The sequence below is a fragment of the Pseudomonas sp. 50_B genome (assembly GCF_017491625.1).
GTDB lineage: Bacteria > Pseudomonadota > Gammaproteobacteria > Pseudomonadales > Pseudomonadaceae > Aquipseudomonas > Aquipseudomonas danubii.
The window spans coordinates 175,087-200,441 of the sequence record NZ_JAFGYX010000008.1; the positions used below are offsets into that span (position 1 = coordinate 175,087).

Annotated in this window: 22 protein-coding genes; 17 read left to right on the plus strand and 5 right to left on the minus strand. The window is 61.1% G+C overall.

Annotated elements, in window-relative coordinates:
• Positions 1 to 109 precede the first annotated feature (109 nt).
• From J5M73_RS13920 to J5M73_RS13970, 11 genes are all read left to right on the plus strand, one after another.
• Entirely contained in the window at positions 110 to 826 is a 717-nt protein-coding gene (locus J5M73_RS13920) for an SIMPL domain-containing protein (RefSeq protein ID WP_102861126.1), read from the plus strand.
• Between the two features lie 222 nt (positions 827 to 1,048).
• Complete coding sequence (locus J5M73_RS13925) at positions 1,049 to 1,612, plus strand: cupin domain-containing protein (RefSeq protein ID WP_102861125.1); 564 nt, start codon at positions 1,049 to 1,051, stop codon at positions 1,610 to 1,612.
• A gap of 263 nt (positions 1,613 to 1,875) precedes the next feature.
• On the plus strand, positions 1,876 to 2,313 hold the full coding sequence (locus J5M73_RS13930; protein WP_102861124.1) for a hypothetical protein: 438 nt from the start codon (positions 1,876 to 1,878) through the stop codon (positions 2,311 to 2,313).
• A gap of 113 nt (positions 2,314 to 2,426) precedes the next feature.
• Positions 2,427 to 4,052: an ABC transporter substrate-binding protein gene (locus tag J5M73_RS13935; RefSeq protein ID WP_102861123.1), complete on the plus strand. Its 1,626-nt coding sequence runs from the start codon at positions 2,427 to 2,429 to the stop codon at positions 4,050 to 4,052.
• Positions 4,053 to 4,359: 307 nt separating this feature from the next.
• Entirely contained in the window at positions 4,360 to 5,946 is a 1,587-nt protein-coding gene (locus J5M73_RS13940) for an ABC transporter substrate-binding protein (RefSeq protein WP_102861122.1), read from the plus strand.
• Positions 5,947 to 6,112: 166 nt separating this feature from the next.
• Positions 6,113 to 7,519, plus strand: coding sequence for an OprD family porin (locus J5M73_RS13945; RefSeq protein ID WP_102861121.1), 1,407 nt, complete (start codon positions 6,113 to 6,115; stop codon positions 7,517 to 7,519).
• A 78-nt stretch (positions 7,520 to 7,597) separates the two neighbouring features.
• The gene (locus J5M73_RS13950) at positions 7,598 to 9,193 is read left to right on the plus strand and encodes an ABC transporter substrate-binding protein (protein WP_102861120.1); all 1,596 of its coding nucleotides are present in this window, start codon (positions 7,598 to 7,600) and stop codon (positions 9,191 to 9,193) included.
• A 73-nt stretch (positions 9,194 to 9,266) separates the two neighbouring features.
• The gene (locus tag J5M73_RS13955) at positions 9,267 to 10,277 is read left to right on the plus strand and encodes an ABC transporter permease subunit (RefSeq protein WP_102861119.1); all 1,011 of its coding nucleotides are present in this window, start codon (positions 9,267 to 9,269) and stop codon (positions 10,275 to 10,277) included.
• 11 nt (positions 10,278 to 10,288) lie between these two features.
• On the plus strand, positions 10,289 to 11,200 hold the full coding sequence (locus J5M73_RS13960; protein WP_011059232.1) for an ABC transporter permease subunit: 912 nt from the start codon (positions 10,289 to 10,291) through the stop codon (positions 11,198 to 11,200).
• A 10-nt stretch (positions 11,201 to 11,210) separates the two neighbouring features.
• On the plus strand, positions 11,211 to 12,179 hold the full coding sequence (locus tag J5M73_RS13965) for an ABC transporter ATP-binding protein (protein ID WP_102861118.1): 969 nt from the start codon (positions 11,211 to 11,213) through the stop codon (positions 12,177 to 12,179).
• Entirely contained in the window at positions 12,179 to 13,150 is a 972-nt protein-coding gene (locus J5M73_RS13970; RefSeq protein ID WP_102861117.1) for a peptide ABC transporter ATP-binding protein, read from the plus strand. Before J5M73_RS13965 ends, J5M73_RS13970 begins: the two co-directional genes overlap by 1 nt.
• 106 nt (positions 13,151 to 13,256) lie before the next feature.
• Here the strand turns inward: J5M73_RS13970 and J5M73_RS13975 are convergent, their stop codons facing one another.
• On the minus strand, positions 13,257 to 13,469 hold the full coding sequence (locus J5M73_RS13975; protein ID WP_180988520.1) for a hypothetical protein: 213 nt from the start codon (positions 13,467 to 13,469) through the stop codon (positions 13,257 to 13,259).
• A gap of 326 nt (positions 13,470 to 13,795) precedes the next feature.
• A complete protein-coding gene (locus J5M73_RS13980; protein ID WP_102861115.1) occupies positions 13,796 to 15,379 on the minus strand; it encodes a peptide chain release factor 3 in 1,584 nt (527 codons plus the stop codon).
• Positions 15,380 to 15,728: 349 nt separating this feature from the next.
• Here J5M73_RS13980 and J5M73_RS13985 point away from each other — a divergent pair, with 349 nt between their 5' ends.
• The 5 genes from J5M73_RS13985 to J5M73_RS14005 all read left to right on the plus strand — a co-directional run bounded on the left by J5M73_RS13985 (position 15,729) and on the right by J5M73_RS14005 (position 21,005).
• Positions 15,729 to 16,445, plus strand: a complete 717-nt coding sequence (locus tag J5M73_RS13985) for an ABC transporter permease (RefSeq protein ID WP_102861114.1) — start codon at positions 15,729 to 15,731, stop codon at positions 16,443 to 16,445.
• 24 nt (positions 16,446 to 16,469) lie between these two features.
• Positions 16,470 to 17,366: a glycine betaine ABC transporter substrate-binding protein gene (locus J5M73_RS13990; RefSeq protein WP_102861113.1), complete on the plus strand. Its 897-nt coding sequence runs from the start codon at positions 16,470 to 16,472 to the stop codon at positions 17,364 to 17,366.
• 15 nt (positions 17,367 to 17,381) lie between these two features.
• Complete coding sequence (locus J5M73_RS13995) at positions 17,382 to 18,035, plus strand: ABC transporter permease (RefSeq protein ID WP_102861112.1); 654 nt, start codon at positions 17,382 to 17,384, stop codon at positions 18,033 to 18,035.
• The gene (locus J5M73_RS14000) at positions 18,032 to 19,189 is read left to right on the plus strand and encodes an ABC transporter ATP-binding protein (protein WP_102861111.1); all 1,158 of its coding nucleotides are present in this window, start codon (positions 18,032 to 18,034) and stop codon (positions 19,187 to 19,189) included. Before J5M73_RS13995 ends, J5M73_RS14000 begins: the two co-directional genes overlap by 4 nt.
• A gap of 652 nt (positions 19,190 to 19,841) precedes the next feature.
• Positions 19,842 to 21,005 (plus strand): type III PLP-dependent enzyme, encoded by a 1,164-nt coding sequence (locus J5M73_RS14005; RefSeq protein ID WP_102861110.1) that lies wholly within the window; start codon positions 19,842 to 19,844, stop codon positions 21,003 to 21,005.
• Between the two features lie 51 nt (positions 21,006 to 21,056).
• Here J5M73_RS14005 and J5M73_RS14010 read toward each other — a convergent pair whose 3' ends face one another.
• From J5M73_RS14010 to J5M73_RS14020, 3 genes are read right to left on the minus strand one after another with little or no spacing between them, the layout of a single operon-like run.
• On the minus strand, positions 21,057 to 21,245 hold the full coding sequence (locus J5M73_RS14010; protein ID WP_102861109.1) for a hypothetical protein: 189 nt from the start codon (positions 21,243 to 21,245) through the stop codon (positions 21,057 to 21,059).
• A 26-nt stretch (positions 21,246 to 21,271) separates the two neighbouring features.
• Positions 21,272 to 22,057 (minus strand): tetratricopeptide repeat protein, encoded by a 786-nt coding sequence (locus J5M73_RS14015; protein ID WP_102861108.1) that lies wholly within the window; start codon positions 22,055 to 22,057, stop codon positions 21,272 to 21,274.
• A gap of 3 nt (positions 22,058 to 22,060) precedes the next feature.
• On the minus strand, positions 22,061 to 22,741 hold the full coding sequence (locus J5M73_RS14020) for a Fe2+-dependent dioxygenase (RefSeq protein ID WP_102861107.1): 681 nt from the start codon (positions 22,739 to 22,741) through the stop codon (positions 22,061 to 22,063).
• 207 nt (positions 22,742 to 22,948) lie between these two features.
• Here J5M73_RS14020 and J5M73_RS14025 point away from each other — a divergent pair, with 207 nt between their 5' ends.
• Positions 22,949 to 25,243: a TonB-dependent siderophore receptor gene (locus tag J5M73_RS14025; RefSeq protein WP_102861106.1), complete on the plus strand. Its 2,295-nt coding sequence runs from the start codon at positions 22,949 to 22,951 to the stop codon at positions 25,241 to 25,243.
• The last annotated feature ends 112 nt before the right edge of the window (positions 25,244 to 25,355 follow it).

A 25,355-nucleotide genomic window follows, 5' to 3' on the forward strand; every position in this document is an offset into this window, starting at 1 on the left:
TGGCTCTCAACATGCAGCTTGCGGCTTGAAACTTGCCGCAGCCCCACACTGTCTGAATGTTTCACGCAGGCTCTGAGCTGATCCTGCGGACCGCACTCAAGGAGTTTCCATGCAGCATTTCAGTCGCAGCCTCGCCCTTCTGGCCCTCAGCGCCGGCACCCTCACCAGTCTGCCCGCCCTGGCCGCCGATGAACTGCACTACAACCAGATTTCCCTGCGTGCCGAAGTCAGCCAGGAAGTGGCACGGGACCTGATGATCGTGACCCTCTACAGCGAGTCGCAGAACAGCGACCCGGCCAAACTTGCTGCAGAAATCACCAGCACCATGAACAAGGCCCTGGGTCAGGCCCGCCAGGTCAAGGATGTGACGCTGCGCCAGGGCAGCCGCAACAGCTACCCGATCTACGACGACAAAGGCCAGAAGATCACCGGCTGGCGTGAGCGCGCCGAACTGCGCCTGGAAAGCTCCGACTTCGCCGCCTTGTCCAAGCTCACCGGCGAACTGCTGGGCGACCTGAAAATGGCGGGCATGGACTTCGCCATCGCCGACCCGACCCGCAAGGCCAGCGAAGATGCCCTGCTCAAGGACGCGGTCAAGGCGTTCAAGGCCCGTGCTCAACTGGCCACCGAAGCCCTGGGTGGCAAGGGCTACAAAATCGTCAACCTGAACCTCAACAGCAACGGTTATCCACAGCCCTACCTGCGTGCGCCAATGATGATGAAGGCCGCCAGCATGGATTCGGCGCCCGTGACTCCGGAAGTCGAGGCTGGCACCAGCCAGGTCAGCATGACCGCCGACGGCGCCATCGAAGTGCTGATGCCGTAAACCTCTCCCAGAGTCCCCCAACGGCGGTAACCTCCAGCGCAAACCGAGGTCACCGCCGTTTTTCGTGACCAGGCATTTCAACCGGCACTCGATGAACTCAGCTCAGGGAAGGTGCGTTCGGCCACCAGGGTGATGCTAAAGTTACGCACCTCGGTATTGCGCCTGCCAGGCGTCATGGGTGTCTGCCGGGTATACTGCTTCTTTCCTATAAGAGTCTCTCTAATGACCGCAGATCGCATCGGCGAACGCCTGCGCCGCTATCGCCGCGCCGCCAAGAAAACCCTGCGCCAAATTGCCAGTGAATCCGGCCTGACCGCCAGTTTCCTCTCCCAAGCGGAACGCAATCTCACCGGTGTATCGATCTCGTCTCTGGTCAACATTGCCAAGTCGCTGAACGTTCCGCTGAACGCTCTGTTCGACCAGCCGACCCAGGCGCAACCCGACTCCCACGACGGCAAGCGCGTGCGCTACACCATCGAAGGTCAGCCACTGGCCTACGAACGGCTGTCCAGCTCCTTTCCCGGCAACCTGATCAACGCGGTGAAAATGAACATCCCGGTGGGCTATCAGTCGGAACTGATCTCCCACGATGGCTCTGAGTTTTCCTACGTTCTTTCGGGACAGATCGTCTACACCATCGAAGATCAGCAATACCCACTTGGCGCCGGCGACTCGGTGCACTTCGACTCGACCAAGACCCACTGCCTGGCCAATGTCGGTAACGGCCCGGCGGAAGTCCTGACGGTCACGACCATGGGCCTGTTCGACGACCATTCGGCAGCGTAAGCCCCACCCGCAGTCGCCTGCCGAACCTTACAGAGGTACCTGTGCGCAAGAGAAATGTTAGTCAGGCTTAATTTTCGTTGACCACGATTTCAGCATGACTTAATTTCGGCATCGGCGAATCGACAAACAACAACACAACAAGTGATCGCCATCGCCGCACAGGGTCCATGGGGCTGCATCCACGCCCCATAGAAAGGCGAGTTACCGCGGCCCACAAGGCCAATCCTCAGATATGCCCTAGAAAAAGAAAAAATGAGGTTTGCATGCGTAAGACCTTTCCGCTCCGGGTTTGGCAGACAGCGGGGCTGATCCTCGATACGCCACTGTCACGCGCCACCAGCAACCTCCACAGTGACAACTTCACTGCGAGCCGCGACTTCAACACCGCCGACGATGCGCTGTCCATTCGCCATCGCCTGCAAGGTCCCGGGCAACCGTCTCCAACGGCCTCCCCTACCCCGTCGTTCTACGCCATCCGGTCAACCGGATGCGTCGAAGATTTGCGCCTGCCTGAAAAGGTCTGGCGGCTCAAGCACAAGCCAGTCGGCGCCCATTCCATTGATGCACCAAGCGAGGGCGCGAACAGCCCTGTTTGCCCAATAGAAAAGCAACGCATGCACCAGAAAAGACCTGCGCAAACGGTCAAATGCGTCAATATTTATACAAATGCGTCATTCGTGTACGTTCGTTCCACTCTTTGAGACTTGTGTCGGCCCTGCATCTTGCAATGGGTATGAGGGCTGCATAAGTATCGGCGGGTCGACTCACAAGGTCGCCCTCTACACCAAAAATGACAACAAATCATGAGGCCACCATGTTCAAAAAAGCAGTCCTTCCGTTTTTAGTCAGTGCCGGCTTGCTGGCCAGCACCCCCTTCGCCCACGCGGCGACTAACCTGGTGTTCTGCTCTGAAGGGAGCCCGGCCGGTTTCGACCCTGGCCAGTACACCACCGGAACCGACTTCGACGCCTCAGCCGAAACCCTCTACAACCGCCTCAGCCAGTTCGAACGTGGCGGCACCGCAGTCATTCCGGGCCTGGCCACCAGTTGGGACATCTCGGACGACGGTCTGACCTACACCTTCCACCTGCGCGAAGGGGTCAAGTTCCACACCACGCCGTACTTCACCCCGACCCGGACCTTCAACGCCGACGACGTGCTGTTCACCTTCAACCGCATGATCGACAAGGACATGCCGTTCCGTAAGGCATACCCGACCGAATTCCCGTATTTCACCGACATGGGGATGGACACCAACATCACCAAGGTCGAGAAAGTCGACGACAAGACCGTCAAGTTCACCCTGAAAACCGTTGATGCCGCATTCATCCAGAACCTGGCCATGAGCTTTGCCTCCATCCAGTCCGCCGAGTACGCCGACAAGCTGCTCAAGGAAGGCAAGACCAGCGATATCAACCAGAAGCCGATCGGCACAGGTCCCTTCGTTTTCAAGAGCTACCAGAAAGACTCCAACATCCGCTACACCGGCAACAAGGACTACTGGAAACCTGAAGACGTGAAGATCGACAACCTGATCTTCGCCATCACCACCGACCCATCGGTGCGCATCCAGAAGCTGAAGAAAAACGAATGCCAGATCACCCTCTTCCCGCGCCCGGCCGACCTCAAGGCGCTCAAGGAAGACAAGACCCTGAAGATGCCTGAACAGGCAGGCTTCAACCTGGGCTACATCGCCTACAACGTGATGCCGGTGCTCAAGGGCCGCACCGACGCCAACCCGCTGGCTGACCTCAAGGTTCGCCAGGCACTGGACATGGCCGTCAACAAGCCGCAGATCATCGACTCGGTCTACCAGGGCGCCGGCCAACTGGCGGTCAACGCCATGCCGCCGACCCAATGGTCCTACGACACCAGCATCAAGGACGCCCAGTACGATCCCGAGAAAGCCAAGCAGTTGCTCAAGGAAGCGGGCATCAAGGAAGGCACCCAGATCACCCTCTGGGCCATGCCGGTACAGCGTCCGTACAACCCGAACGCCAAACTGATGGCCGAGATGCTGCAGTCCGACTGGGCCAAGATCGGTCTCAAGGTCAACATCGTCAGCTACGAGTGGGGCGAGTACATCAAGCGCTCCAAAGGCGGCGAGAACCAGGCGATGATCATCGGCTGGAGCGGCGACAATGGTGACCCCGACAACTGGCTCGGCACCCTGTTCGGCTGCGATGCAATGAACGGCAACAACTTCTCGAAATGGTGCGACAAGCCTTATGACGCCCTGATCAAGCAAGCCAAGGCCACGTCGGATGTGGCCAAACGCACCGAGCTGTACAAGCAGGCGCAACACATTCTCAAAGATGCCGTTCCGATGACACCTATCGCTCACTCGACGGTGTTCCAACCCATGCGCGCCAACGTGCAGGATTTCAAGATCAGCCCCTTTGGCTTGAACTCCTTCTACGGCGTAGGCATCGGCAAATAAGGTTCTGCAACGGCGACGTCCCTGGCGTCGCCGTTGTTTGACCGCCCCCCCTGAAAGCGTCCGGCCCTGGGGTCGAGATTGCGTCCTTTTGGACGTGATCTTTCGAATTTAGAGCCGATTCCTACAAGCCTTTCAGGTACAGCGCATATACGACCCAGCCTTCGGCTCCTAACGTCGAGGCATGGCAAAACTGCGTCTATCGGTGGGCATTTGCTGCAGCCATGGTTGGGCATCAATGGCCTGTACAGGCTCCAGGAAGGAGCCAGGGTCCATTGATCATCACAACAAAAAATGGAGATGGACCGTCATGCGTCATTCGTTGATTTTCTCGGCCCTGCTGGCCACCAGTTCGATCTGCAGCGCTGCCGACCGCAGCCTGGTGTTCTGTTCCGAAGGCAGCCCCGCAGGCTTTGACACCGCGCAGTACACCACCGCCACCGACAACGATGCCGCCGAGCCGTTGTACAACCGCCTCGTGGAGTTCGAAAAAGGCGCAACCAACGTACTGCCGGCCCTGGCCAAGAGCTGGGATATTTCCGAGGACGGCCTCAAGTACAGCTTTCACCTGCGTGAAGGGGTGAAATTCCACAGCACTCCCTACTTCAAGCCCAGCCGTGACCTCAACGCCGACGACGTGCTGTTCACCTTCAATCGCATGCTCGACGCCGAACATCCGTTCCGTAAGGCTTATCCGACGGAGTTTCCCTACTTCAACGGCATGAGCCTGAACAAGAACATCGCCAAGGTCGAAAAAACCGACCCCATGACCGTGGTCATGACCCTCAACACCGTGGACGCGGCGTTCATCCAGAACCTGGCCATGAGCTTTGCCGCGATCCTCTCCGCCGAATACGCCGAGCAACTGCTCAAGGCCGGCACGCCCAGCCAGATCAACCAGCAACCCATCGGCACCGGACCGTTCGTGTTCCAGCGCTACCAGAAAGACTCGCAGATTCGCTACGCCGCCAACCCGCATTACTGGGACCCGAGCCGGGTCAAGCTCGACAGGCTGATCTTCGCCATCAACACCGATGCCTCGGTACGCGTGCAGAAGCTGCGCGCCGGCGAATGCCAGGTGACCCTGCACCCGCGTCCCGCCGACATCGATGCCCTGAAAAACGACCCGAAACTGCAAGTCATCGAGAAGCCCGGCTTCAACCTCGGCTACATCGCCTACAACGTGCAACACAAACCCTTCGACCGCCTCGAAGTGCGCCAGGCACTGGACATGGCGGTGAACAAGCAGAGCATCCTCAATGCCGTGTACCAGGGCGCCGGCCAGTTGGCGGTGAACGCCATGCCGCCCACCCAGTGGTCCTACGACGAGACGATCAAGGACGCTGCCTACAACCCGGAAAAGGCCCGCGAGTTGCTCAAGGCTGCCGGGGTCAAGGAAGGCACGGAAATCACCCTCTGGGCCATGCCCGTGCAACGCCCCTACAACCCCAACGCCAAGCTGATGGCCGAAATGCTCCAGTCCGACTGGGCGAAGATCGGCCTCAAGGTGAAGATCGTCAGCTACGAATGGGGCGAATACATCAAGCGCACCAAAAACGGCGAACACGACATCAGCCTGATCGGTTGGACCGGAGACAACGGTGACCCGGACAACTGGCTCGGCACCCTGTACAGCTGTGACGCCATCGGCGGCAACAACTACTCCATGTGGTGCGACCCGCAATACGACCAGTTGATCAAGCAAGCCAAGGTCGTCACCGACCGTGAACAGCGCACCGAGCTCTATAAGCAGGCCCAGCAGTTGCTCAAGCAGCAAGTGCCGATCACGCCTGTTGCCCACTCGACGATCAACCAGCCGTTGAGTGCGAAAGTCGAGGGTTTCAAGGTCAGTCCCTTCGGCCGCAACTCCTTCTCAGGTGTCAGCCTGACCCCATAACCGATGAGCCAGAACCCTGAGGGCGACTCTCGCCCTCACGCAGGCGCTTTGCCTGAATTCGGCGATTGAGCCGCGTGCAAACGTTTGCGATGCCATGAATGAGTTCCAAAAACCAGCCGGCCCAAAAAAACCGGCATCTAAAAAAGAAAACAAAGGAGCTTCACCCATGAAACTGAGCAGCAGCGCATTGTTAGCCTTGGCTATCAGTAGCATCACCGCCACGGCCTATGCGGAGAACGTCAGCCAGGACTTCGTCCCGACTGTACAGAACAGCACCAATGCCCAGGCGGAGGCCAAAGGCTTCATCGAAGGGCAAAGCCTGTCGGGTACCACCCGCAACTGGTACGCCAACGAGCTGAAACGGCGCAATGACCGTTTTTCGTACCAACACAATGGTGTAGATACCTCGACCCCACGCCGCATCAACTGGGTCCAGGGCACCATCCTCAACTACAGCTCCGGCTTCACCGAAGGCACCGTGGGCGTCAGCACCGAAGTCGCGGCCTACAACGCCATTGCCCTGGATCGTGACCGCAAGCACATCGCCGGCAAGAACAACCGCACCCTGACCCATTCCGACGGCGATGCCGTGGGCCAGTGGAGCAAGCTGGGCCTGGCCAACGTCAAGTTCCGCGTGTCCAACACCACCCTGACCGCCGGCCGGCAGAACTTCAGCACGCCGATCGTCGACGTCATCGGCAACCGTGCGCTGCCTTCGAGCTTTGAAGGGGTGAGCATCCACAGCGAAGAGTTCAACAACCTGTCGTTCGATGCCGGCACCTTCGACCGGGTATCGCCACGGACCGAACAGAGCCTGTCGAAATTCCGCTCCGAGTACACCAGCAACACCGCCGAGACCGACCGCGTGAGCATCGTCGGTCTCAACTACCAGCCGCTGAAAAGCCTGAAGACCAGCCTCTACGCCTCCAAGGTGGAAGACTTCTGGAACCAGTACTACTTCGGCGCCACCCACGAACTGGGCGACAGCTCGGTGCTGAGCCTGACCACCGGCCTGAACTACTACAAGACCGTCGACACCGGCAAGAAAGAGATGGGCAATATCGACAACGATACCTACTCCCTGTCTCTCGGCCTGACCCACCAGGCCCATAGCCTGACCTTCTCGTACCAGGAAGTCAGCGGCAACGAATACTTCGACTACCTGCACGAAACCAACGGCATCTACCTGGCCAACTCCCTGCTCTCGGACTTCAACGGCCCGAACGAGAAATCCTTCCAGATCGCCTACGGTCTGAACATGGCCGAATACGGCGTGCCCGGCCTGAAGTTCAACATCTACCAGGCCCGTGGCTGGGGCATCGACGGCACCCACTACAACGGCAGTGCCTACGGCGGTATCAACTCGGAAGGCAAGCTCTATGGCGTACGCACCATGGACGGCGAACACCACTACGAATACGGCATCGGTGCTTCCTACGCCGTGCAGAGCGGCCCGCTGAAAGCCACGGCGATCCGCGCCACCTACACCACTCACCGCGCGAGCGAGAACCAGGCCGACGGCAACATCAACGAGTTCCGTCTGGTCACCACCATCCCGTTCAATATTCTCTAACCCACCAGTTGAATGGCGGACTCATGACGAATCCGCCATTCAAGCTAATCTGGTTCAATTGATTGCAGAGGGTTCTTGATGAAAATGCTTCCCCTGAGAGCGGCCATGGGCGCCGCACTGCTGAGCGTCGCCATGGGCGTCGCAGCCAAACCCTTGGTGGTCTGTACCGAAGCCAGCCCGGAAGGCTTCGATATGGTCCAGTACACGACTGCAGTCACTGCCGATGCGGTGGCGGAAACCATCTTCAACCGCCTGGTGGACTTCAAGCCCGGCACCACGGACATCCAGCCCGCCCTGGCGGAGTCCTGGGAGATCAGCCCGGACGGCCTGCAATACACTTTCCACCTGCGCAAAGGCGTCAAGTTCCACACCACCGACTACTTCACCCCAACCCGCGACATGAACGCCGACGACGTGCTCTGGAGCTTCCAGCGTCAACTGGACCCGAAGCATCCCTGGCATGACAAGTCCAGCGTCGGCTTCCCCTACTTCGAGAGCATGGGGTTCAAGGAACTGCTCAAAAGCGTCGAGAAGATCGACGATCACACCGTGGTCTTCACCCTGACCCGCCGCGAGGCACCGTTCCTGGCCGACATCGCCATGGCCTTCTCTTCCATTTTCCCGGCGGAATACGCCGACAAGCTGCTCAAGGAAGGCAAGACCGGCGACCTCAACAGCAAGCCCATCGGCACCGGCCCGTTCATTTTCACGCGTTACGCCAAGGACGCTCAGGTCCGTTTCAAGGCCAACCCGGACTACTTCCGCGGCAAGCCACCGGCGGACCCGCTGGTGCTGGCGATCACCATCGACAACAACGTGCGCCTGCAGAAGCTCAAGGCCAACGAATGCCAGATCGCCCTGTACCCCAAGCCCGATGACATCCCCAGCATCAAGGCCGACGCCAACCTCAAGGTCGACGAGCTGGCCGCCATGACCACCGGCTACATCGCCATGAACACCACGCGCAAATACATGAGCGACGTGCGGGTACGCAAAGCCATCGACATCGCCTTCGACAAAGAAGCCTACGTCAACAGCCTCTACGGCAAAGGCAACGCCCTGGTGGGTACCGGCCCTTATCCTCCGACCTTGCTGGGCTTCAATACCAGCTTGCAGAACCCGGCCCGGGACCTGGACAAGGCCCGTGCCCTGCTCAAGGAAGCCGGCGTGCCGGAGGGCACGGTCATCACCCTGTTCACCCGCAATGGCGGTGGCCCAACCAACCCCAACCCTTTGCTGGGGGCCCAGATGATGCAGGCTGACCTGGCCAAGATCGGCCTCAAGCTCGAGATCCGCGTCATGGAGTGGGGCGAGATGCTCAAGCGTGCGAAAAACGGCGAACACGATATGGTGTCGGCCGGCTGGGCAGGTGACAACGGCGATCCGGACAACTTCCTGACCCCGAACCTGAGTTGTGACGCCGCCAAGAACGGCGAAAACTACGCCCGCTGGTGCAACAAGGAGTTCCAGGACCTGATCGACCAGGCCCGTTCCGACGCTGAACCTGCCAAACGCGCAGAGCTCTACGAAAAGGCGTTGCTGATTTTCCAACAGGATCAACCGTGGATTCCCATGGCCTATCCGAAAATGTTCACCGCCATGCGCAAGAACGTCGAGGGTTACCACCAGAGCCCCCTGACCACCAACAACTTCGCGACCACCCAAGTGAAGTGATAAGAAACGCCCGCCGCCCTTGACCCCAAGGGCGGCGGGAACGCCTAACCGGCTGATTGAGGTACTTCAGAAGATGTTTAGTTTTATTGCCCGCCGTGTGGGGTTGTTGATCCCCACATTCTTCGGCATCACCTTGCTGACCTTCGCCTTGATACGCATGATTCCCGGCGACCCCGTGGAAGTCATGATGGGCGAACGTCGGGTCGACCCCGAGATGCATGCCCAGGCAATGGAACGCCTTGGATTGAACAAACCGCTGTATGCCCAATACCTGGACTACATCGGCAAGCTCGCCCACGGTGACCTGGGCGAATCCCTGCGCACCCGCACCAGTGTGTGGAGCGAATTCACTTCGCTGTTCCCCGCGACCCTGGAACTGTCCATGGCCGCCCTGCTGTTCGCCGGCATCCTCGGGCTGCTGGCCGGGGTAATCGCCGCCCTCAAGCGAGGCTCCCTGTTCGACCATGGGGTCATGGGCATCTCGCTGGCGGGTTACTCGATGCCGATCTTCTGGTGGGGCCTGATCCTGATCATGTTCTTCTCGGTGAGCCTGGGCTGGACCCCGGTGTCCGGACGCATCGACCTGCTCTACGACATCGAGCCGAAAACCGGCTTCATGCTCATCGACACCCTGCTGGCCAAAGACACCGACGCCTTCTTCGACGCCCTGCATCACCTGATCCTGCCGGCCATCGTGCTGGGCACCATTCCCCTGGCGGTGATCGCGCGGATGACTCGCTCCTCGATGCTCGAAGTACTGCGTGAAGACTACATCCGCACCGCCAAGGCCAAGGGCCTGTCGCCGGCCCGGGTGGTATTCGTCCACGGCCTGCGCAACGCACTGATTCCGGTACTGACCGTGGTCGGCCTGCAAGTCGGCACCCTGCTGGCCGGCGCCGTGCTGACCGAAACCATCTTCTCCTGGCCGGGAATCGGCAAGTGGCTGATCGAAGCCATCGGCGCCCGGGACTATCCCGTGGTGCAGAACGGCATCCTGCTGATCGCCTGCCTGGTGATCATGGTCAACTTCGTGGTGGACATCCTCTACGGCTTTGCCAACCCACGCATCCGTCACCAGCGCTGAGATCAAGACTAATGAGCACTCCAACTTCCTCAGTAGCAGTCGATCAAAGCCTGCTCTATCCGTCGGTCTACAAAGAATTCTGGCAGCACTTTTCCCGCAACAAGGGGGCGGTGGCCGGCCTGCTGTTCATGCTGCTGATCGTGTTCTGCGCACTGTTCGCCCCTTGGGTGGCGCCGCATAACCCCAGCGAGCAGTACCGCGACTTCCTGCTGACGCCGCCGGCCTGGCTCGAAGGCGGGCAGATGCAGTTCCTGCTGGGCACCGACGAACTGGGCCGCGACTTGCTGTCGCGCCTGATCCAGGGTTCGCGCCTGTCGTTGCTGATCGGTTTGTCGTCGGTGGTGATGTCGCTGATCCCGGGCATCCTCCTGGGGCTGTTCGCCGGTTTCTTCCCGCGCTTGCTGGGCCCGACCATCATGCGCCTGATGGACATCATGCTGGCCCTGCCTTCGCTGCTGCTGGCCGTGGCCATCGTCGCCATCCTCGGCCCAGGCCTGATCAACACCGTGATCGCCATTGCCGTGGTGTCCCTGCCGTCCTATGTGCGCCTGACCCGTGCCGCGGTGATGGGCGAACTGAACCGCGACTACGTGACCGCCGCGCGCCTGGCCGGTGCCGGCCTGCCGCGCCTGATGTTCATCACCGTGCTGCCCAATTGCATGGCGCCACTGATCGTCCAGGCCACCTTGAGCTTCTCCTCAGCGATCCTCGACGCCGCCGCCCTGGGCTTCCTCGGCCTGGGCGTGCAACCGCCGACTCCAGAGTGGGGCACCATGCTGGCCTCGGCCCGGGACTACATCGAACGCGCCTGGTGGGTCGTGAGCCTGCCGGGTCTGACCATTTTGCTCAGCGTGCTGGCAATCAACCTGATGGGCGACGGCCTGCGCGATGCGCTGGACCCGAAACTCAAGAACGCCGCCTGAGGAGATTCCCATGTCATTGCTAGAAATCAAGAATCTCAACGTACGCTTCGGCGATGCCACGGCGGTGCCGGTGGTGGACGGCCTCGACCTCAAGGTCGACAAGGGCGAAGTGCTGGCCATCGTCGGCGAGTCCGGCTCCGGCAAATCGGTGACCATGATGGCGCTGATGGGGCTGATCGAGCACCCCGGTATCGTCACCGCCGATGCCTTGAGCTTCGACGGCCGCGACATGCTCAAGCTCAGCGCCCGCCAGCGCCGGCAGATCGTCGGCAAGGACCTGGCCATGGTCTTCCAGGACCCGATGACCGCGCTCAACCCCAGCTACACCGTGGGCTTCCAGATCGAGGAAGTGCTGCGCCTGCACCTGAAGATGTCCGCCAAGGCCGCGCGCAAGCGCGCCATCGAGCTGCTGGAAAAGGTCGAGATTCCCGGCGCTGCCAGCCGCATGGACGCCTACCCGCACCAGCTCTCCGGTGGCATGAGCCAGCGGGTGGCGATCGCCATGGCGATTGCCGGCGAACCCAAGCTGCTGATCGCCGACGAACCCACCACCGCTCTGGACGTGACCATCCAGGCGCAGATCATGGACCTGCTGCTCAACCTGCAGAAAGAGCAGAACATGGGCCTGGTGCTGATCACCCACGACCTGGCCGTGGTGGCCGAAACCGCCCAGCGCGTCTGCGTGATGTACGCCGGGCAAGCCGTGGAAGTCGGCCAGGTACCGCAGCTGTTCGACATCCCCGCGCACCCTTACAGCGAAGCGCTGCTGGCGGCAATTCCCGAGCACAGCCTGGGCGCCACCCGCCTCTCGACTCTGCCGGGTATCGTCCCCGGGCGTTATGACCGCCCACAAGGCTGCCTGCTGTCGCCGCGCTGCCCCTACGCTCAGGACAACTGCCGTCAGCAACGCCCCAGCCTCGACCCGAAAGCCGCCAGCCTGGTGCGCTGCTTCTACCCGCTCAATCAGGAGGTGGCGTAATGGCCGTCGTTCTTACCGCCCGCGACCTGACCCGTCACTACGAAGTGTCCCGAGGCCTGTTCAAGGGCCACGCCACCGTGCGCGCCCTCAACGGCGTGTCCTTTGAACTGGAAGCCGGCAAGACCCTGGCCGTGGTCGGCGAGTCCGGGTGTGGCAAGTCCACCCTGGCCCGGGCCCTGACCCTGATCGAGGAACCCTCTTCCGGCTCGCTGAAAATCGCCGGCCAGGAAGTGGCCGGCGCCGACAAGGCGCAGCGCAAGCAACTGCGCAAAGACGTGCAGATGGTGTTCCAGAGCCCTTATGCCTCGCTCAACCCACGGCAGAAGATTGGCGATCAACTGGCCGAGCCGCTCTTGATCAACACCAAGCTGTCCGCCGCCGAACGCCGGGAAAAAGTCCAGGCGATGATGAAGCAGGTGGGCCTGCGCCCCGAGCATTACCAGCGCTACCCGCACATGTTCTCCGGCGGCCAGCGCCAGCGCATTGCCCTGGCCCGGGCGATGATGCTGCAACCCAAGGTGCTGGTGGCGGATGAGCCAACCTCGGCCCTGGACGTGTCGATCCAGGCCCAGGTGCTGAACCTGTTCATGGACCTGCAGCAGGAATTCAACACCGCCTACGTGTTCATCTCCCACAACCTGGCAGTGGTGCGTCACGTCGCCGACCAGGTGCTGGTGATGTACCTCGGCCGGCCGGTAGAAATGGGTCCCAAGGAGGACATCTACACCCGCCCGCTGCACCCCTACACCCAGGCGCTGCTGTCGGCGACCCCGACCATTCATCCGGACCCGGACAAGCCGAAGATCAAGATCGTCGGTGAACTGCCCAACCCGCTGAACCCGCCACCCGGCTGTGCCTTCCACAAGCGCTGCCCCTACGCCACCGAGCGTTGCAGCACGCAAGAGCCGGCCCTGCGTCAGCTCGACAGCCGCCAGGTGGCTTGCCACTACGCCGAGCAGTTTGTGGTTTAAGCGGACATGAAAAAGGCGCTCCCGAAACACTCTGGGAGCGCCTGTACAGTGTTCCACTCGCCCCTGGCAATGGATTGCGCATCAGTCCGTGGCCAGGGGTTTTCTTTTAGCTCTGGCTGTCACCCTCGTCGTCGGTAGTCTGATCGTCATCGCCCGGCTCCGACTCGGACTTGGCGAGCATCTGTTCCGGTTCGCCTATGGTCGACGAAAAGCCCGGCTCCTTGACCTCCAGCAGATTGTGAGCCCAGGCCGCCGAGGTTCCGAGCGACAGCATCACCAGCACTTTGATCAGCAACAGCGTGCGTTGAAAAATATTCATAGCCGATTCCATCCTTCACAGGTGAATCATCAAAGGCTGCGCCCAACCTTGCGAAGGTCACAGCACTGTCTGAAACCTAGTCCCGATATCCCGGCTTTTCCAGATAGCAGGCTATCGACAGCCAAACCTGCCGGGCCCTTCCGACTAACGGCGCTCCCTGAAATACACCACAACCCGTAGGAGCCGGCTTGCCGGCGAAGAGGCCCGCAAGCCATGCACCGCCGCCTTCGCTGGCAAGCCAGCTCCTACGGGGCGGCGGGCCTATCCTGCGCGCAATAAAAAGCCCCGCTGTCTGCACAGCGGGGCTTGGGGTGTTACAGGCGAACTTAGTGGTGTTCGCGGGTGGCGCGGAATTTCACGTCCGGCCAGCGCTCTTCCATCAGCGCCAGGTTGACCCGGGTCGGTGCCAGGTAAGTCAGGTGACCACCGCCGTCCAAAGCCAGGTTTTCCACCGCCTTGTTGGAAAACTCTTCCAGCTTCTTCTTGTCGCTGCAGTCGATCCAACGGGCGGACCACACGGTGATCGGCTCATAGGAACACTCCACCTTGTATTCCTCCTTCAGGCGGCTGGCCACCACATCGAACTGCAGCACACCGACGGCGCCGAGGATGATGTCGTTGCTGCGCTCCGGGAAGAACACCTGGGTCGCGCCTTCTTCGGCCAGCTGTTGCAGGCCCTGGCGCAGTTGCTTGGACTTGAGCGGGTCCTTCAGGCGCACGCGGCGGAAGAGTTCCGGGGCGAAGTGCGGGATACCGGTGAAGCCCAGGGCCTCGCCTTCGGTGAAGGTGTCGCCGATCTGGATGGTGCCGTGGTTGTGCAGGCCGATGATGTCGCCAGCGTAGGCCTCTTCCAGCTGTTCACGCTCGGAGGAGAAAAAGGTCAGGGCGTCGCCGATGCGCACGTCCTTGCCGGTGCGCACGTGACGCATCTTCATGCCCTTCTCGTACTTGCCCGAGCAGATGCGCATGAAGGCGATACGGTCGCGGTGCTTGGGGTCCATGTTCGCCTGGATCTTGAACACGAAACCGCTGAATTTTTCTTCCTGGGGCGCGACGCTGCGCTCGTTGGCAACACGAGCCAGCGGCAGTGGCGCCCAGTCCACCACGGCATCGAGCACGTGATCGACACCGAAGTTGCCCAGGGCGGTACCGAAGAACACCGGGGTCAACTGACCGTCGAGGAACTCCTGCTGGTTGAACTCGTGGCAGGCACCCTGCACCAGTTCCAACTGCTCGATGAAACGCTCGTACTCGTCACCCAGGTGGGCGCGGGCTTCGTCGGAGTCGAGTTTCTCGATGATCTTGGTTTCGGTACGTTCGTGGCCGTGGCCCGGGGTGTAGACGATGATGTAGTCGCCCGCCAGGTGGTACACACCCTTGAAGTCGCGGTAGCAACCGATCGGCCAGGTGATAGGCGCGGCCTTGATCTTCAGCACCGCTTCGATTTCGTCCAGCAGCTCGATCGGGTCGCGAATATCGCGGTCGAGTTTGTTGATGAAGCTGACGATGGGCGTATCCCGCAGGCGGCAGACGTCCATCAGGGCAATGGTCCGGGGCTCAACGCCCTTACCGCCATCGAGCACCATCAGCGCCGAGTCCACGGCAGTCAGAGTGCGATAGGTATCTTCCGAGAAGTCTTCGTGGCCCGGGGTGTCCAGCAGGTTGATCATGTGTTCGCGATAGGGGAACTGCATGACCGACGTGGTAATGGAAATACCGCGCTGCTTCTCCATCTCCATCCAGTCGGAAGTGGCATGGCGATCGGACTTACGCGATTTGACCGTACCCGCCACTGCAATCGCCTTGCCCATCAGCAAGAGCTTTTCGGTGATGGTGGTCTTACCCGCATCCGGGTGGGAAATAATGGCGAAAGTGCGGCGTTTCGCGACTTCGGCGGCCTGGTTGGTCATGGGAAATCGCCTGGCGGTGATCAAAAAAGGGCGCAGATTATAGCCCAGACAAAGCCGCGCGGGCCACCGCTGCCCCCGTCGCCCAGGCCACCGCGCGGCAGATAAACGGTGGCTAAATGCTGCCAAGTATGGAACCTTTTAAAACGTGGAGACGTCCACTCCCCTGTCACGCGCTGTCGTCAGGGGCTGAAATATCAGCACGTTAGCTTGACGAAGCTGCGCTCATGGCTCGTTCACCCGCCGCTTTGCCGGCACTCGACGAGCTGCTTTTCGCGCGTACTTTCGCGGCAGCCAGGAATGGCCTTGCCACACGGGAAAGTGCCCGCCGACTGAAAAAAGGAGTCCGCCTGTGGCTATTCGCTATGGCAAAGGGCTGATAGGAGGGGTTGCGGTCATCGCCCTCCTGGCCCTGCTGGTCCACTGGATCGGCATCACGACGATCGAACACTACCGCGACGATCTGTTGTTCTACCTGCAAGCTCATCTGTTCCTGGTCCTGGCGTCCATGCTCGCCGCACTGCTGGTGGGTATCCCCGCCGGCATCTTCCTCAGCCGCCCGAGCATGGTCGGACGCGCCGAACGCTTCATGCAAGTGTTCAACATCGGTAACACCGTCCCCCCTCTGGCCGTCCTGGCCATCGCCCTGGGGATTCTCGGCATCGGCAGTGGCCCGGCCATCTTCGCGTTGTTCCTCGCCTCCTTGCTGCCCATCGTGCGTAACACCTACGAAGGCCTGAAAAACGTCCAGGGTTCCCTCAAGGAAGCCGCGGTCGGCATCGGCATGACGCCGCGCCAGGTGCTGTGGAAAGTCGAATTGCCCAATGCCGTGCCGATCATCATCGGTGGCGTGCGGGTGGCCCTGGCGATCAACGTCGGCACCGCGCCCCTGGCCTTCCTGATCGGCGCCAACAGCCTGGGCAGCCTGATCTTCCCCGGCATCGCCCTGAACAATCAGCCGCAATTGCTGCTCGGCGCCGCCTGCACTGCGCTGCTGGCCTTGCTCCTCGACGGCCTGGTCACCCTGGCCAGCCGCCTCTGGCTGGAACGTGGTCTGCGCCCGTCCTAAGTCCGTAAGCGCCAAGGAATGAACATGAAAAAAACAAGCCTGATACTCGGCTGCATCCTGCTTTTAGCTGGATGGGTGCAAGCCGCGGAAAAACCACTGATCCGCATTGGTGCCCGGGTCTTCACCGAACAGACTCTGCTGGCGGAAATCACCTCCCAGTACCTGCGCAGCAAGGGTTACGACACCCGCGTCACCGGCGGCCTGGGCAGCAACCTGGCGCGCAGCGCCCAGGAAAGCGGCCAGCTGGACCTGATCTGGGAATACACCGGGGTCTCGCTGGTGGCCTACAACCACATCGACGAGAAACTCGACAGCCAGCAGTCCTACGCCCGAGTCAAAGAACTCGACGCGAAAAAAGGCCTGGTCTGGTTGGCGCCGTCCAAGTTCAGCAACACCTACGCCCTGGCCCTGCCGGAGAACGTGGCCAAGGAACATCCGCAGATCAACAGCATCAGCGACCTGACCCGAGCCCTGGCCGAAAACTCCAAGGAAAACCGCCTGGTGGCCCTGGACACCGAGTTCGCCAACCGCTCCGACGGCCTGGCCGGCATGGTCAAGCTGTACGACATGAACCTGACCCGCAAGAACACCCGGCAGATGGATGCCGGCCTGGTCTACACCGCCTTGCGCAATGGCCAGGTATTTGCCGGTTTGGTCTACACCACCGACGGTCGGCTCAACGCCTTCAAGCTCAAGCTACTGCAAGACGACAAGCATTACTTCCCGGACTACACCGCAGCCCCCGTGGTGCGTCAGGCGTATCTCGACGCCCACCCGCAATTGGCGGCGGACCTCAAGCCGCTGGCGGCGCTGTTCGACGACGAAACCATGCGCCAGCTGAACGCGCGGGTCGACGTCGACCATGAAAGCCCTTCCGCCGTGGCCGCCGACTTCCTGCGCCAGCATCCGATCAACCACTGATAGAGAGGAGAAGACATGGAATTCTTGAACGCCTTTTCCCATCTCGATTGGGCCCAAGTCCTGCACCTGACCTGGCAGCACATCACCCTGGTGGGCATCGCCGTGACCCTGGCGATTGTCTTCGGTGTGCCCCTGGGCATCCTGATGACCCGCTTCCCGACCCTGGCCGGCCCGTTGCAGGCCAGCGCCACGGTGTTGCTGACCATCCCTTCCATCGCCCTGTTCGGCCTGCTGCTGCCGTTCTACTCCAAGTTCGGCCAGGGCCTGGGGCCGCTGCCGGCCATCACGGCGGTGTTCCTCTATTCCCTGCTGCCGATCATGCGCAACACCTACCTGGCGCTGACCGGCGTCGAGCCGGGCATCCGCGAAGCCGCCCGCGGCATCGGCATGACCTTCGGCCAGCGCCTGCGCATGGTCGAACTGCCGATCGCCGTGCCGGTGATCCTCGCCGGGGTACGCACCGCCGTGGTGATGAACATCGGCGTCATGACCATCGCCGCCACCATTGGCGCCGGCGGCCTGGGCGTACTCATTCTTGCTTCCATCAGCCGCAGCGACATGTCGATGCTGATCGTCGGCGCGCTACTGGTCAGTCTCCTGGCCATCTTCGCCGACCTGCTTCTGCAATGGCTGCAACGCTCGCTGACACCAAAAGGACTGCTCAAATGATCGAACTTCAAAAGCTGACCAAGACCTTCCAAAGCAACGGCAAGACCATCACCGCCGTTGACTCCGTAAGCCTGACCGTCAATGAAGGCGAAATTTGCGTATTCCTCGGCCCTTCGGGCTGCGGCAAAAGCACCACGCTGAAGATGATCAACCGCCTGATCAAACCCACCTCGGGCAAGATCCTGATCAACGGCGAAGACACCACCGACCTCGACGAAGTCACCCTGCGCCGCAACATCGGCTACGTGATCCAGCAGATCGGCCTGTTCCCCAACATGACCATCGAGGAAAACATCGTGGTGGTGCCCAAGCTGCTGGGCTGGGACAAGCAGAAATGCCACGACCGTGCCCGCGAGCTGATGAGCATGATCAAGCTCGAACCCAAGCAGTACCTGCACCGCTATCCGCGGGAACTGTCCGGCGGCCAGCAACAGCGCATCGGGGTGATTCGCGCCCTGGCGGCGGACGCACCGCTGCTGCTGATGGACGAGCCCTTCGGCGCGGTGGACCCGATCAACCGCGAGATGATCCAGAACGAGTTCTTCGAGATGCAGCGCGCGCTGAACAAGACCGTGATCATGGTCAGCCACGACATCGACGAAGCCATCAAGCTGGGTGACAAAATCGCCATCTTCCGCGCTGGCAAGCTGCTGCAGATTGATCACCCGGACACCTTGCTCGCCCACCCGGCGGACGACTTCGTCAGCAACTTCGTCGGCCAGGACAGCACCCTCAAGCGCCTGTTGCTGGTCAAGGCCGAAGACGCGGCAGACAACGCCCCATCGGTCAGCCCGGAAACTCCGGTAGCCGAGGCCCTGGACCTGATGGACGAACATGACCGCCGCTACGTGGTGGTGACCTGCGCCGAGAACAAGGCCCTGGGTTATGTACGTCGTCGCGACCTGCATCGTCAGACCGGCACCTGCGCCCAGTTCCTGCGGGAGTTCAACGCCACCGCCGCCTACGACGAACACCTGCGGATTCTTCTGTCGCGCATGTACGAGTTCAACCGTTCATGGCTGCCGGTGCTGGATGCCGAGCGGGTATTTCTCGGTGAGGTGACCCAGGAATCCATTGCGGCCTACCTGAGCTCCGGGCGTTCGCGGGGGATGAAGACCAACATCGTCTCGCCGGCTGAGGCAGTGGTCGCCTGATCAATAAATAGCCAATAACGAACCTATGGCGAGGGCGCTTGCTGCCCCGGGGCCGTGCAGCGGCCCCTCTTTGCCAAAAAGAGTGGAACTGCTGCGCAGTTCACCGGGAGCAAGCGCCCTCGCCACTGGTTTTTCGGCCCACTTACATGGCGGAAAAAAATATCAACAGCCGCCCCCACAAACGCCGTCAGGCGATACCTCCCGAAACAGCCAAGATCCCCCTCTGACCTGCCTGTCGTCGCTAACGTCGCCGATGTTGACGCCTTCATACTTTCCAGACACTTGGCGCGCAACAGCGTCGAACGTGCAGGTATTTTTAACACCTGGAAAATCTTCGGGAACATCTGTCCGTCATCTGTGTCGGCTACAAAGAGAGGTGTCGTTTACGCACGTCAGACAAGTGCAAAAACGCGACATTTTTTGTTGATCTCAGGCCCCTCACCACCTAAAGTTCGCGCCGAACGTCCATGCTGGAAACGATCCATCCGGCTCAAGTACTGACGACGAGACAGCAAGGCCAAGGGAAACTTTCCCATGGCCTTTTTGCTTTCGGCGACATGCCTTGGGAAGTAGGCGAACCAAAGTGGGGATACGGAGGACGTTCATTTGCACCCATTGATTTCTAACGTTTGCCAGTAGGAGCTCCCAACGCATGTCGATTAACGTCGAAGACTATTTTGCGCGCGAAACCTTTCAGAAAATGAAGGCGTTCGCCGACCAGCAAGAAACCCCGTTCGTGGTCATCGACACCCAGATGATCGCCCAGGCCTATGACGACCTGCGTGCCGGTTTCGAATTCGCCAAGGTCTACTACGCGGTCAAGGCCAACCCGGCCGCCGAGATCATCGACCTGCTGCACGAAAAAGGCTCCAGCTTCGACATCGCCTCGATCTACGAGCTGGACAAAGTGCTGGGCCGCGGCGTCAACCCGGCCAACATCAGCTACGGCAACACCATCAAGAAATCCAAGGACATCCGCTACTTCTATGAGAAGGGCGTGCGTCTGTATGCCACCGACTCCGAAGCCGACCTGCGCAACATCGCCAAGGCCGCCCCGGGTTCGAAAGTCTATGTGCGCATCCTCACCGAAGGCTCCACCACCGCCGACTGGCCACTGTCGCGCAAGTTCGGCTGCCAGACCGACATGGCCATGGACCTGCTGATCCTCGCCCGCGACCTGGGCCTGGTGCCTTACGGCGTGTCGTTCCACGTGGGTTCGCAACAGCGCGACATCAGCGTCTGGGACGCGGCGATCGCCAAGGTCAAAGTGATCTTCGAACGCCTGAAGGAAGAAGACGGCATCGAGCTCAAACTGATCAACATGGGCGGTGGCTTCCCGGCCAACTACATCACCCGTACCAACAGCCTGGAAACCTACGCCGAGGAAATCATCCGCTTCCTCAAGGAAGACTTCGGCGACGAGCTGCCGGAAATCATCCTCGAGCCGGGCCGTTCGCTGATTGCCAACGCTGGCATCCTGGTCAGCGAAGTGGTGCTGGTGGCGCGTAAATCCCGCACCGCCGTCGAGCGCTGGGTCTACACCGACGTGGGCAAGTTCTCCGGCCTGATCGAAACCATGGACGAGTCGATCAAGTTCCCGATCTGGACCGAGAAGAAAGGCGAAGTGGAAGAAGTGGTGATCGCCGGCCCAACTTGCGACAGCGCCGACATCATGTACGAGAACTACAAGTACGGCCTGCCGCTGAACCTGGCCATCGGCGACCGCCTGTACTGGCTGTCCACCGGCGCCTACACCACCAGCTACAGCGCGGTGGAATTCAACGGCTTTCCGCCGCTGAAGGCGTTTTACCTGTAAGGACAGTGGCTAGCTGCTAGCGGCAAGCTGCAAGAAAAAGCCCATGACGTGTCATGGGCTTTTGGCTTTTTGTGGCGGCGGTTTTGGCAAAGGACAAGGCTGACTCAAGCTCGCAGCCCACGCCACGACTTGCTGATGGTCGATCACTCTTGCGCAATCGACATCGGCCATTGCTTCCAGTGTCCTGCGAGTGGCGACATTGAAAGACGGCGGGCCAAAAGAGACCTGGGAATCACTCATGAGACTTTTCCTTGCGTCATCCCCACTCAGGCCAAGTCTGTAAGCTGCTCGCCATCCCGTTCATCCGCCAATTGCGCTGCCCGCCGCTGATAGGCCTGGGCCAGTTCGCGAATCTTTGGATGCGTGGCATTGAGCAACGCAGCGCAAGCCACCCGCAGGAAATTCAGATTGCCGCCAGCTAGCGCCTGCTGCAGCCAATCCACGGCTTCGTCGATACGACCGGCATCGGCCAGCACCGCCGCATAGCTGAACTGTCCACGGAAATCCCCGCCTTCGGCCGAGCGTCGGTACCAGTCACGGGCCGCCTCGGGGTCAGCCGGGCAGACCAGCCCTTCCTCCAGGTAACGCCCCAGCAGGTTCATCGATTTGGCATGGCCAAGGTCCGCCGCGCGGCGGTAGCAGGCCAGTGCCAGGGCGTGGTTCTGCGCCACGCCACGGCCGGTGGCCAGCAGGTTGGCGTAGTTGTACAGCCCCCAGTCCAGCCCCGCTTCGGCGGCCAATCGATAATGCCCGGCAGCGCGGACGGCATCCGCCGGGCAACCCCACCCGTGCTCATGGCAGCGGCCGAGCATGTTGCGCGCCATCAGGTGCCCACGTCGCGCGGCGATTTCGAACCAGCGCAAGGCCAGGGGTTGATCCTGCTGGATGCCGTGGCCGTCGAGGAGGATCTGTCCCAGCAGCGCCTGGGCCTCCACCAGACCCTCTCGGGCCGCCACCAATATCGCCTGGGCTGCACGGGCCGGACTCTGTTGGAGCATGGCGCTCAGTTGCGCGCCGTCGAGGACTTCCTCGCGGCGAAGTTGAACAGTCACCGCCTACACCTCGACCCAGCGCCGCAGCAGGTTGTGATAAGTGCCGGTCAGGCGGATCAGCGAAGGATGCTCGGGCACATCCCGGGTCAGTTCCTGGATCGCTCCGTCCATCTCGAACAGCAAGGCGCGCTGACTGTCTTCGCGCACCAGGCTCTGGGTCCAGAAGAAGGAGGCATAGCGAGCGCCGCGGGTCACCGGGTTGACCTTGTGCAGGCTGGTGCCGGGGTACAGCACCATGTCCCCCGCCGGCAGCTTGACCCGCTGCAGGCCGTAGGTGTCCTGGATCTCCAGCTCGCCGCCGTCGTAATCCTCGGGATCACTGAAGAACAGGGTCGACGACAGGTCGGTGCGTACCCGCTCCGGGCTGCCCTTGGGCTGGCGCACGGCGTTGTCGATATGGAAGTCGAAACTGCCGCCGGCGGTGTAGCAGTTGATCAGCGGCGGGAACACCTTGTGCGGCAAGGCGGCGGACATGAACAGCGGGTTCTGCCACAGGCGATCGAGCATCGCCGCGCCGATCTCCTGGGCCAGCGGGTGCCCTTCGGGCAACTGCAGGTTGTGCTTGGCCTTGGCCGACTGGTAACCGGCGGTGATCTTGCCATCCGCCCAGTCCGCCTGCTCCAGGGCTTCGCGGATGCGCCCCACTTCATCACGGGTGAACACGCCGGGGATGTGCAGCAACATGGCCAGGTACCTGAGCAGCGAAAGGTCGTCAATGGTATTGATTCTTATTGACTGTGTAAAACCCGGTGACGAATGAGCGCGCAAAAACCGTAAGGATAAATTGTAAAGATTGTAAATTCAGCGCGAATAGTAACGTTTCGCAATTGATAACGATTGTTTCTTTCCCCTATATTCCGCGACCTCAAATCCTTGGGGAGGGGAACCACCATGTCACGCCAACAACCACCATCCGCTGTCAGTTCACCGCGCCTGCTGGCCTCCGCCATTGGCGTGGCGATTACCGCCGGCTCCGCGGGCCATATGGTCCAGGCCGCGCAAGACACCCAGCAAAAGACGGCGGGCAAGGCCATTGCCCTGGAAGCCACCAGCATTACTGGTGAGGCCCAGGACAACACCTCCTACCAAGTGGAAAAGGCTTCGTCGCAGAAGTACACCGCCCCGCTGGTGGATACGCCGCGCTCGGTCACTGTGGTTCCACAGCAAGTCCTCAAGGACACCGCTGCCACCTCCCTGCAAGACGCCTTGCGCACCGTACCGGGCATCACCTTCGGTGCCGGTGAAGGTGGCAACCCTCAAGGTGACCGCCCGTTCATTCGTGGTTTCGACGCCCAGGGCGACACCTATCTCGACGGTGTGCGTGACACCGGCGGCCAGAGCCGCGAGATCTTCGACATCGAAACCATTGAAGTGAGCAAAGGCCCGAACTCCGCCTTTGGTGGGCGTGGCTCGGCAGGCGGCAGCCTGAACCTGACGAGCAAGATGCCCAAGCAACAAGACTTCCTCAATGGCGGCTTCACCTACGGTTCCGACCAGACCCGTCGCTACACCCTGGACGTCAACCGTCAGTTCCTCGAGGGTGCCGCGTTCCGTCTGAACCTGATGAGCCACGAACAGAATGTGGCTGGCCGCGACGCCGTCAATTACGACCGCTGGGGCGTGGCGCCATCGCTGACCTTCGGCCTGGGCACCCCGACCCGAGTCAATGTCAGCTACTACCACATGGAAAGCGACGACCTGCCAGATTCGGGCATTCCGTATGGCTACGGCTCCGCAAGCGCCACGGCCCACGTTCACGACAAACCCAACGACGGTGGCGACAGCAGCAACTTCTACGGCTTGAAGGGCCGTGATTTCCGCAAGACCCGCGCGGACATCAGCACCATCTCCATCGAGCATGACCTGAGCGACAGCATGACGCTGAAAAACACTCTGCGTCACGGCAACACCGGGCAGGACTACATCCTCACCCAGCCGGACGACAGCAAGTTCAACGTCAACCGCTACGGCACCGTATGGCGTCGCGCCAACAGCCGCGTCTCGACCACGGAAACCACCACCAACCAGACCGATCTGTTTGGTGAATTCCACGCATTGGGCTTCAAGCACAATTACTCCACCGGGCTTGAGTTCACGGGCGAAGAAACCCGGGTCAGCAGCTACAACATCGCAGGCAATACTGCCCAGGTATGTAATCCGGGCAACACGCCCAGCTGCACCTCGTTGGGCAACCCGAACCCCAACGACCCTTGGACCGGCAGCATCACCCGTAACTACAACGGCACCAACACCAAGGCCACCAGCCGTGCCGCCTACGTCTTCGACACCATCGAACTGGACCCGCAATGGCTGTTGAACGTCGGCCTGCGCTACGACACCTTCGACACCGTGGCCAACACCAACGCGGTACCCACTGCCACGGTCAAGGCCAGAAGCAAGCTCAAGGACGACAGCCAGTTCTGGAACTGGCAGGCTGGCCTGGTCTGGAAGCCGACCGACAACGGCAGCATCTACGCCTCCTACGCGACCTCGGCCACCCCGGCCGGTGCCCTGGTGGGTGAAGGCGCAGAGGGCAACCCCCTGGCTGCCGGCGCCAGCACCAGCGACCTGCAACCTGAAGAGACGGTCAACTACGAACTGGGTACCAAGTGGAACGTGCTCAACGACCGCCTGTCCCTCACCGCTGCGGTATTTCGCACCGAGAAGAAAAACACCCGGGTCCTGGTGGACGCACTGACCTACCAGAACGCTGGTGAGTCCCGTGTCGATGGCCTGGAGTTGGGCGCCAGCGGCAAGATCACCGACAAATGGCAAGTCTTCGCTGGCTACAGCTACCTCAAGAGCGAGCTGGTCGACCCCGGCTTGACCGGTCGTAACGGCGTGATCACCGCCGGTGCAGCATCGGCCAAAGGCAATGAAATGCCCAACACGCCGAAAAACAGCTTCAGCCTCTGGAGCACCTACGCCATCACCCCGAAACTCACCGTCGGTGGCGGTGCGTTCTACGTCGACGAAGTGTACGGCGACACCGGCAACACCGTGTACGTACCGTCCTACACCCGCTACGACGCCATGGCCAGCTATAAGCTGACCAAGAACGTCGACCTGCAGTTGAACGTGCAGAACCTCACCGACAAGACCTACTACGACAAGGCCTTCGCGGCGCACTTCGCCAACCAGGCCGCCGGCCGTACCGCCCTGATGAGCGCCAACTTCCACTTCTGACCCAGCACCCGACCGCCTGTGGCCCCCGCCACAGGCCGCCAAGCCCCACGCATTGCAATGCCTGGGGCTTTTGCGTGTAAAAAAGAATGCTTCTCGACAACCCACGGCATAC

Coding starts and splice junctions, on each gene's coding strand:
- J5M73_RS13920 (WP_102861126.1), top strand. CDS start 110: ATGCAGCATTTCAGTCGCAGCCTCGCCCTTCTGGCCCTCAGCGCCGGC.
- J5M73_RS13925 (WP_102861125.1), top strand. CDS start 1,049: ATGACCGCAGATCGCATCGGCGAACGCCTGCGCCGCTATCGCCGCGCC.
- J5M73_RS13930 (WP_102861124.1), top strand. CDS start 1,876: ATGCGTAAGACCTTTCCGCTCCGGGTTTGGCAGACAGCGGGGCTGATC.
- J5M73_RS13935 (WP_102861123.1), top strand. CDS start 2,427: ATGTTCAAAAAAGCAGTCCTTCCGTTTTTAGTCAGTGCCGGCTTGCTG.
- J5M73_RS13940 (WP_102861122.1), top strand. CDS start 4,360: ATGCGTCATTCGTTGATTTTCTCGGCCCTGCTGGCCACCAGTTCGATC.
- J5M73_RS13945 (WP_102861121.1), top strand. CDS start 6,113: ATGAAACTGAGCAGCAGCGCATTGTTAGCCTTGGCTATCAGTAGCATC.
- J5M73_RS13950 (WP_102861120.1), top strand. CDS start 7,598: ATGAAAATGCTTCCCCTGAGAGCGGCCATGGGCGCCGCACTGCTGAGC.
- J5M73_RS13955 (WP_102861119.1), top strand. CDS start 9,267: ATGTTTAGTTTTATTGCCCGCCGTGTGGGGTTGTTGATCCCCACATTC.
- J5M73_RS13960 (WP_011059232.1), top strand. CDS start 10,289: ATGAGCACTCCAACTTCCTCAGTAGCAGTCGATCAAAGCCTGCTCTAT.
- J5M73_RS13965 (WP_102861118.1), top strand. CDS start 11,211: ATGTCATTGCTAGAAATCAAGAATCTCAACGTACGCTTCGGCGATGCC.
- J5M73_RS13970 (WP_102861117.1), top strand. CDS start 12,179: ATGGCCGTCGTTCTTACCGCCCGCGACCTGACCCGTCACTACGAAGTG.
- J5M73_RS13975 (WP_180988520.1), bottom strand. CDS start 13,469: ATGAATATTTTTCAACGCACGCTGTTGCTGATCAAAGTGCTGGTGATG.
- J5M73_RS13980 (WP_102861115.1), bottom strand. CDS start 15,379: ATGACCAACCAGGCCGCCGAAGTCGCGAAACGCCGCACTTTCGCCATT.
- J5M73_RS13990 (WP_102861113.1), top strand. CDS start 16,470: ATGAAAAAAACAAGCCTGATACTCGGCTGCATCCTGCTTTTAGCTGGA.
- J5M73_RS13995 (WP_102861112.1), top strand. CDS start 17,382: ATGGAATTCTTGAACGCCTTTTCCCATCTCGATTGGGCCCAAGTCCTG.
- J5M73_RS14000 (WP_102861111.1), top strand. CDS start 18,032: ATGATCGAACTTCAAAAGCTGACCAAGACCTTCCAAAGCAACGGCAAG.
- J5M73_RS14005 (WP_102861110.1), top strand. CDS start 19,842: ATGTCGATTAACGTCGAAGACTATTTTGCGCGCGAAACCTTTCAGAAA.
- J5M73_RS14010 (WP_102861109.1), bottom strand. CDS start 21,245: ATGAGTGATTCCCAGGTCTCTTTTGGCCCGCCGTCTTTCAATGTCGCC.
- J5M73_RS14020 (WP_102861107.1), bottom strand. CDS start 22,741: ATGTTGCTGCACATCCCCGGCGTGTTCACCCGTGATGAAGTGGGGCGC.
- J5M73_RS14025 (WP_102861106.1), top strand. CDS start 22,949: ATGTCACGCCAACAACCACCATCCGCTGTCAGTTCACCGCGCCTGCTG.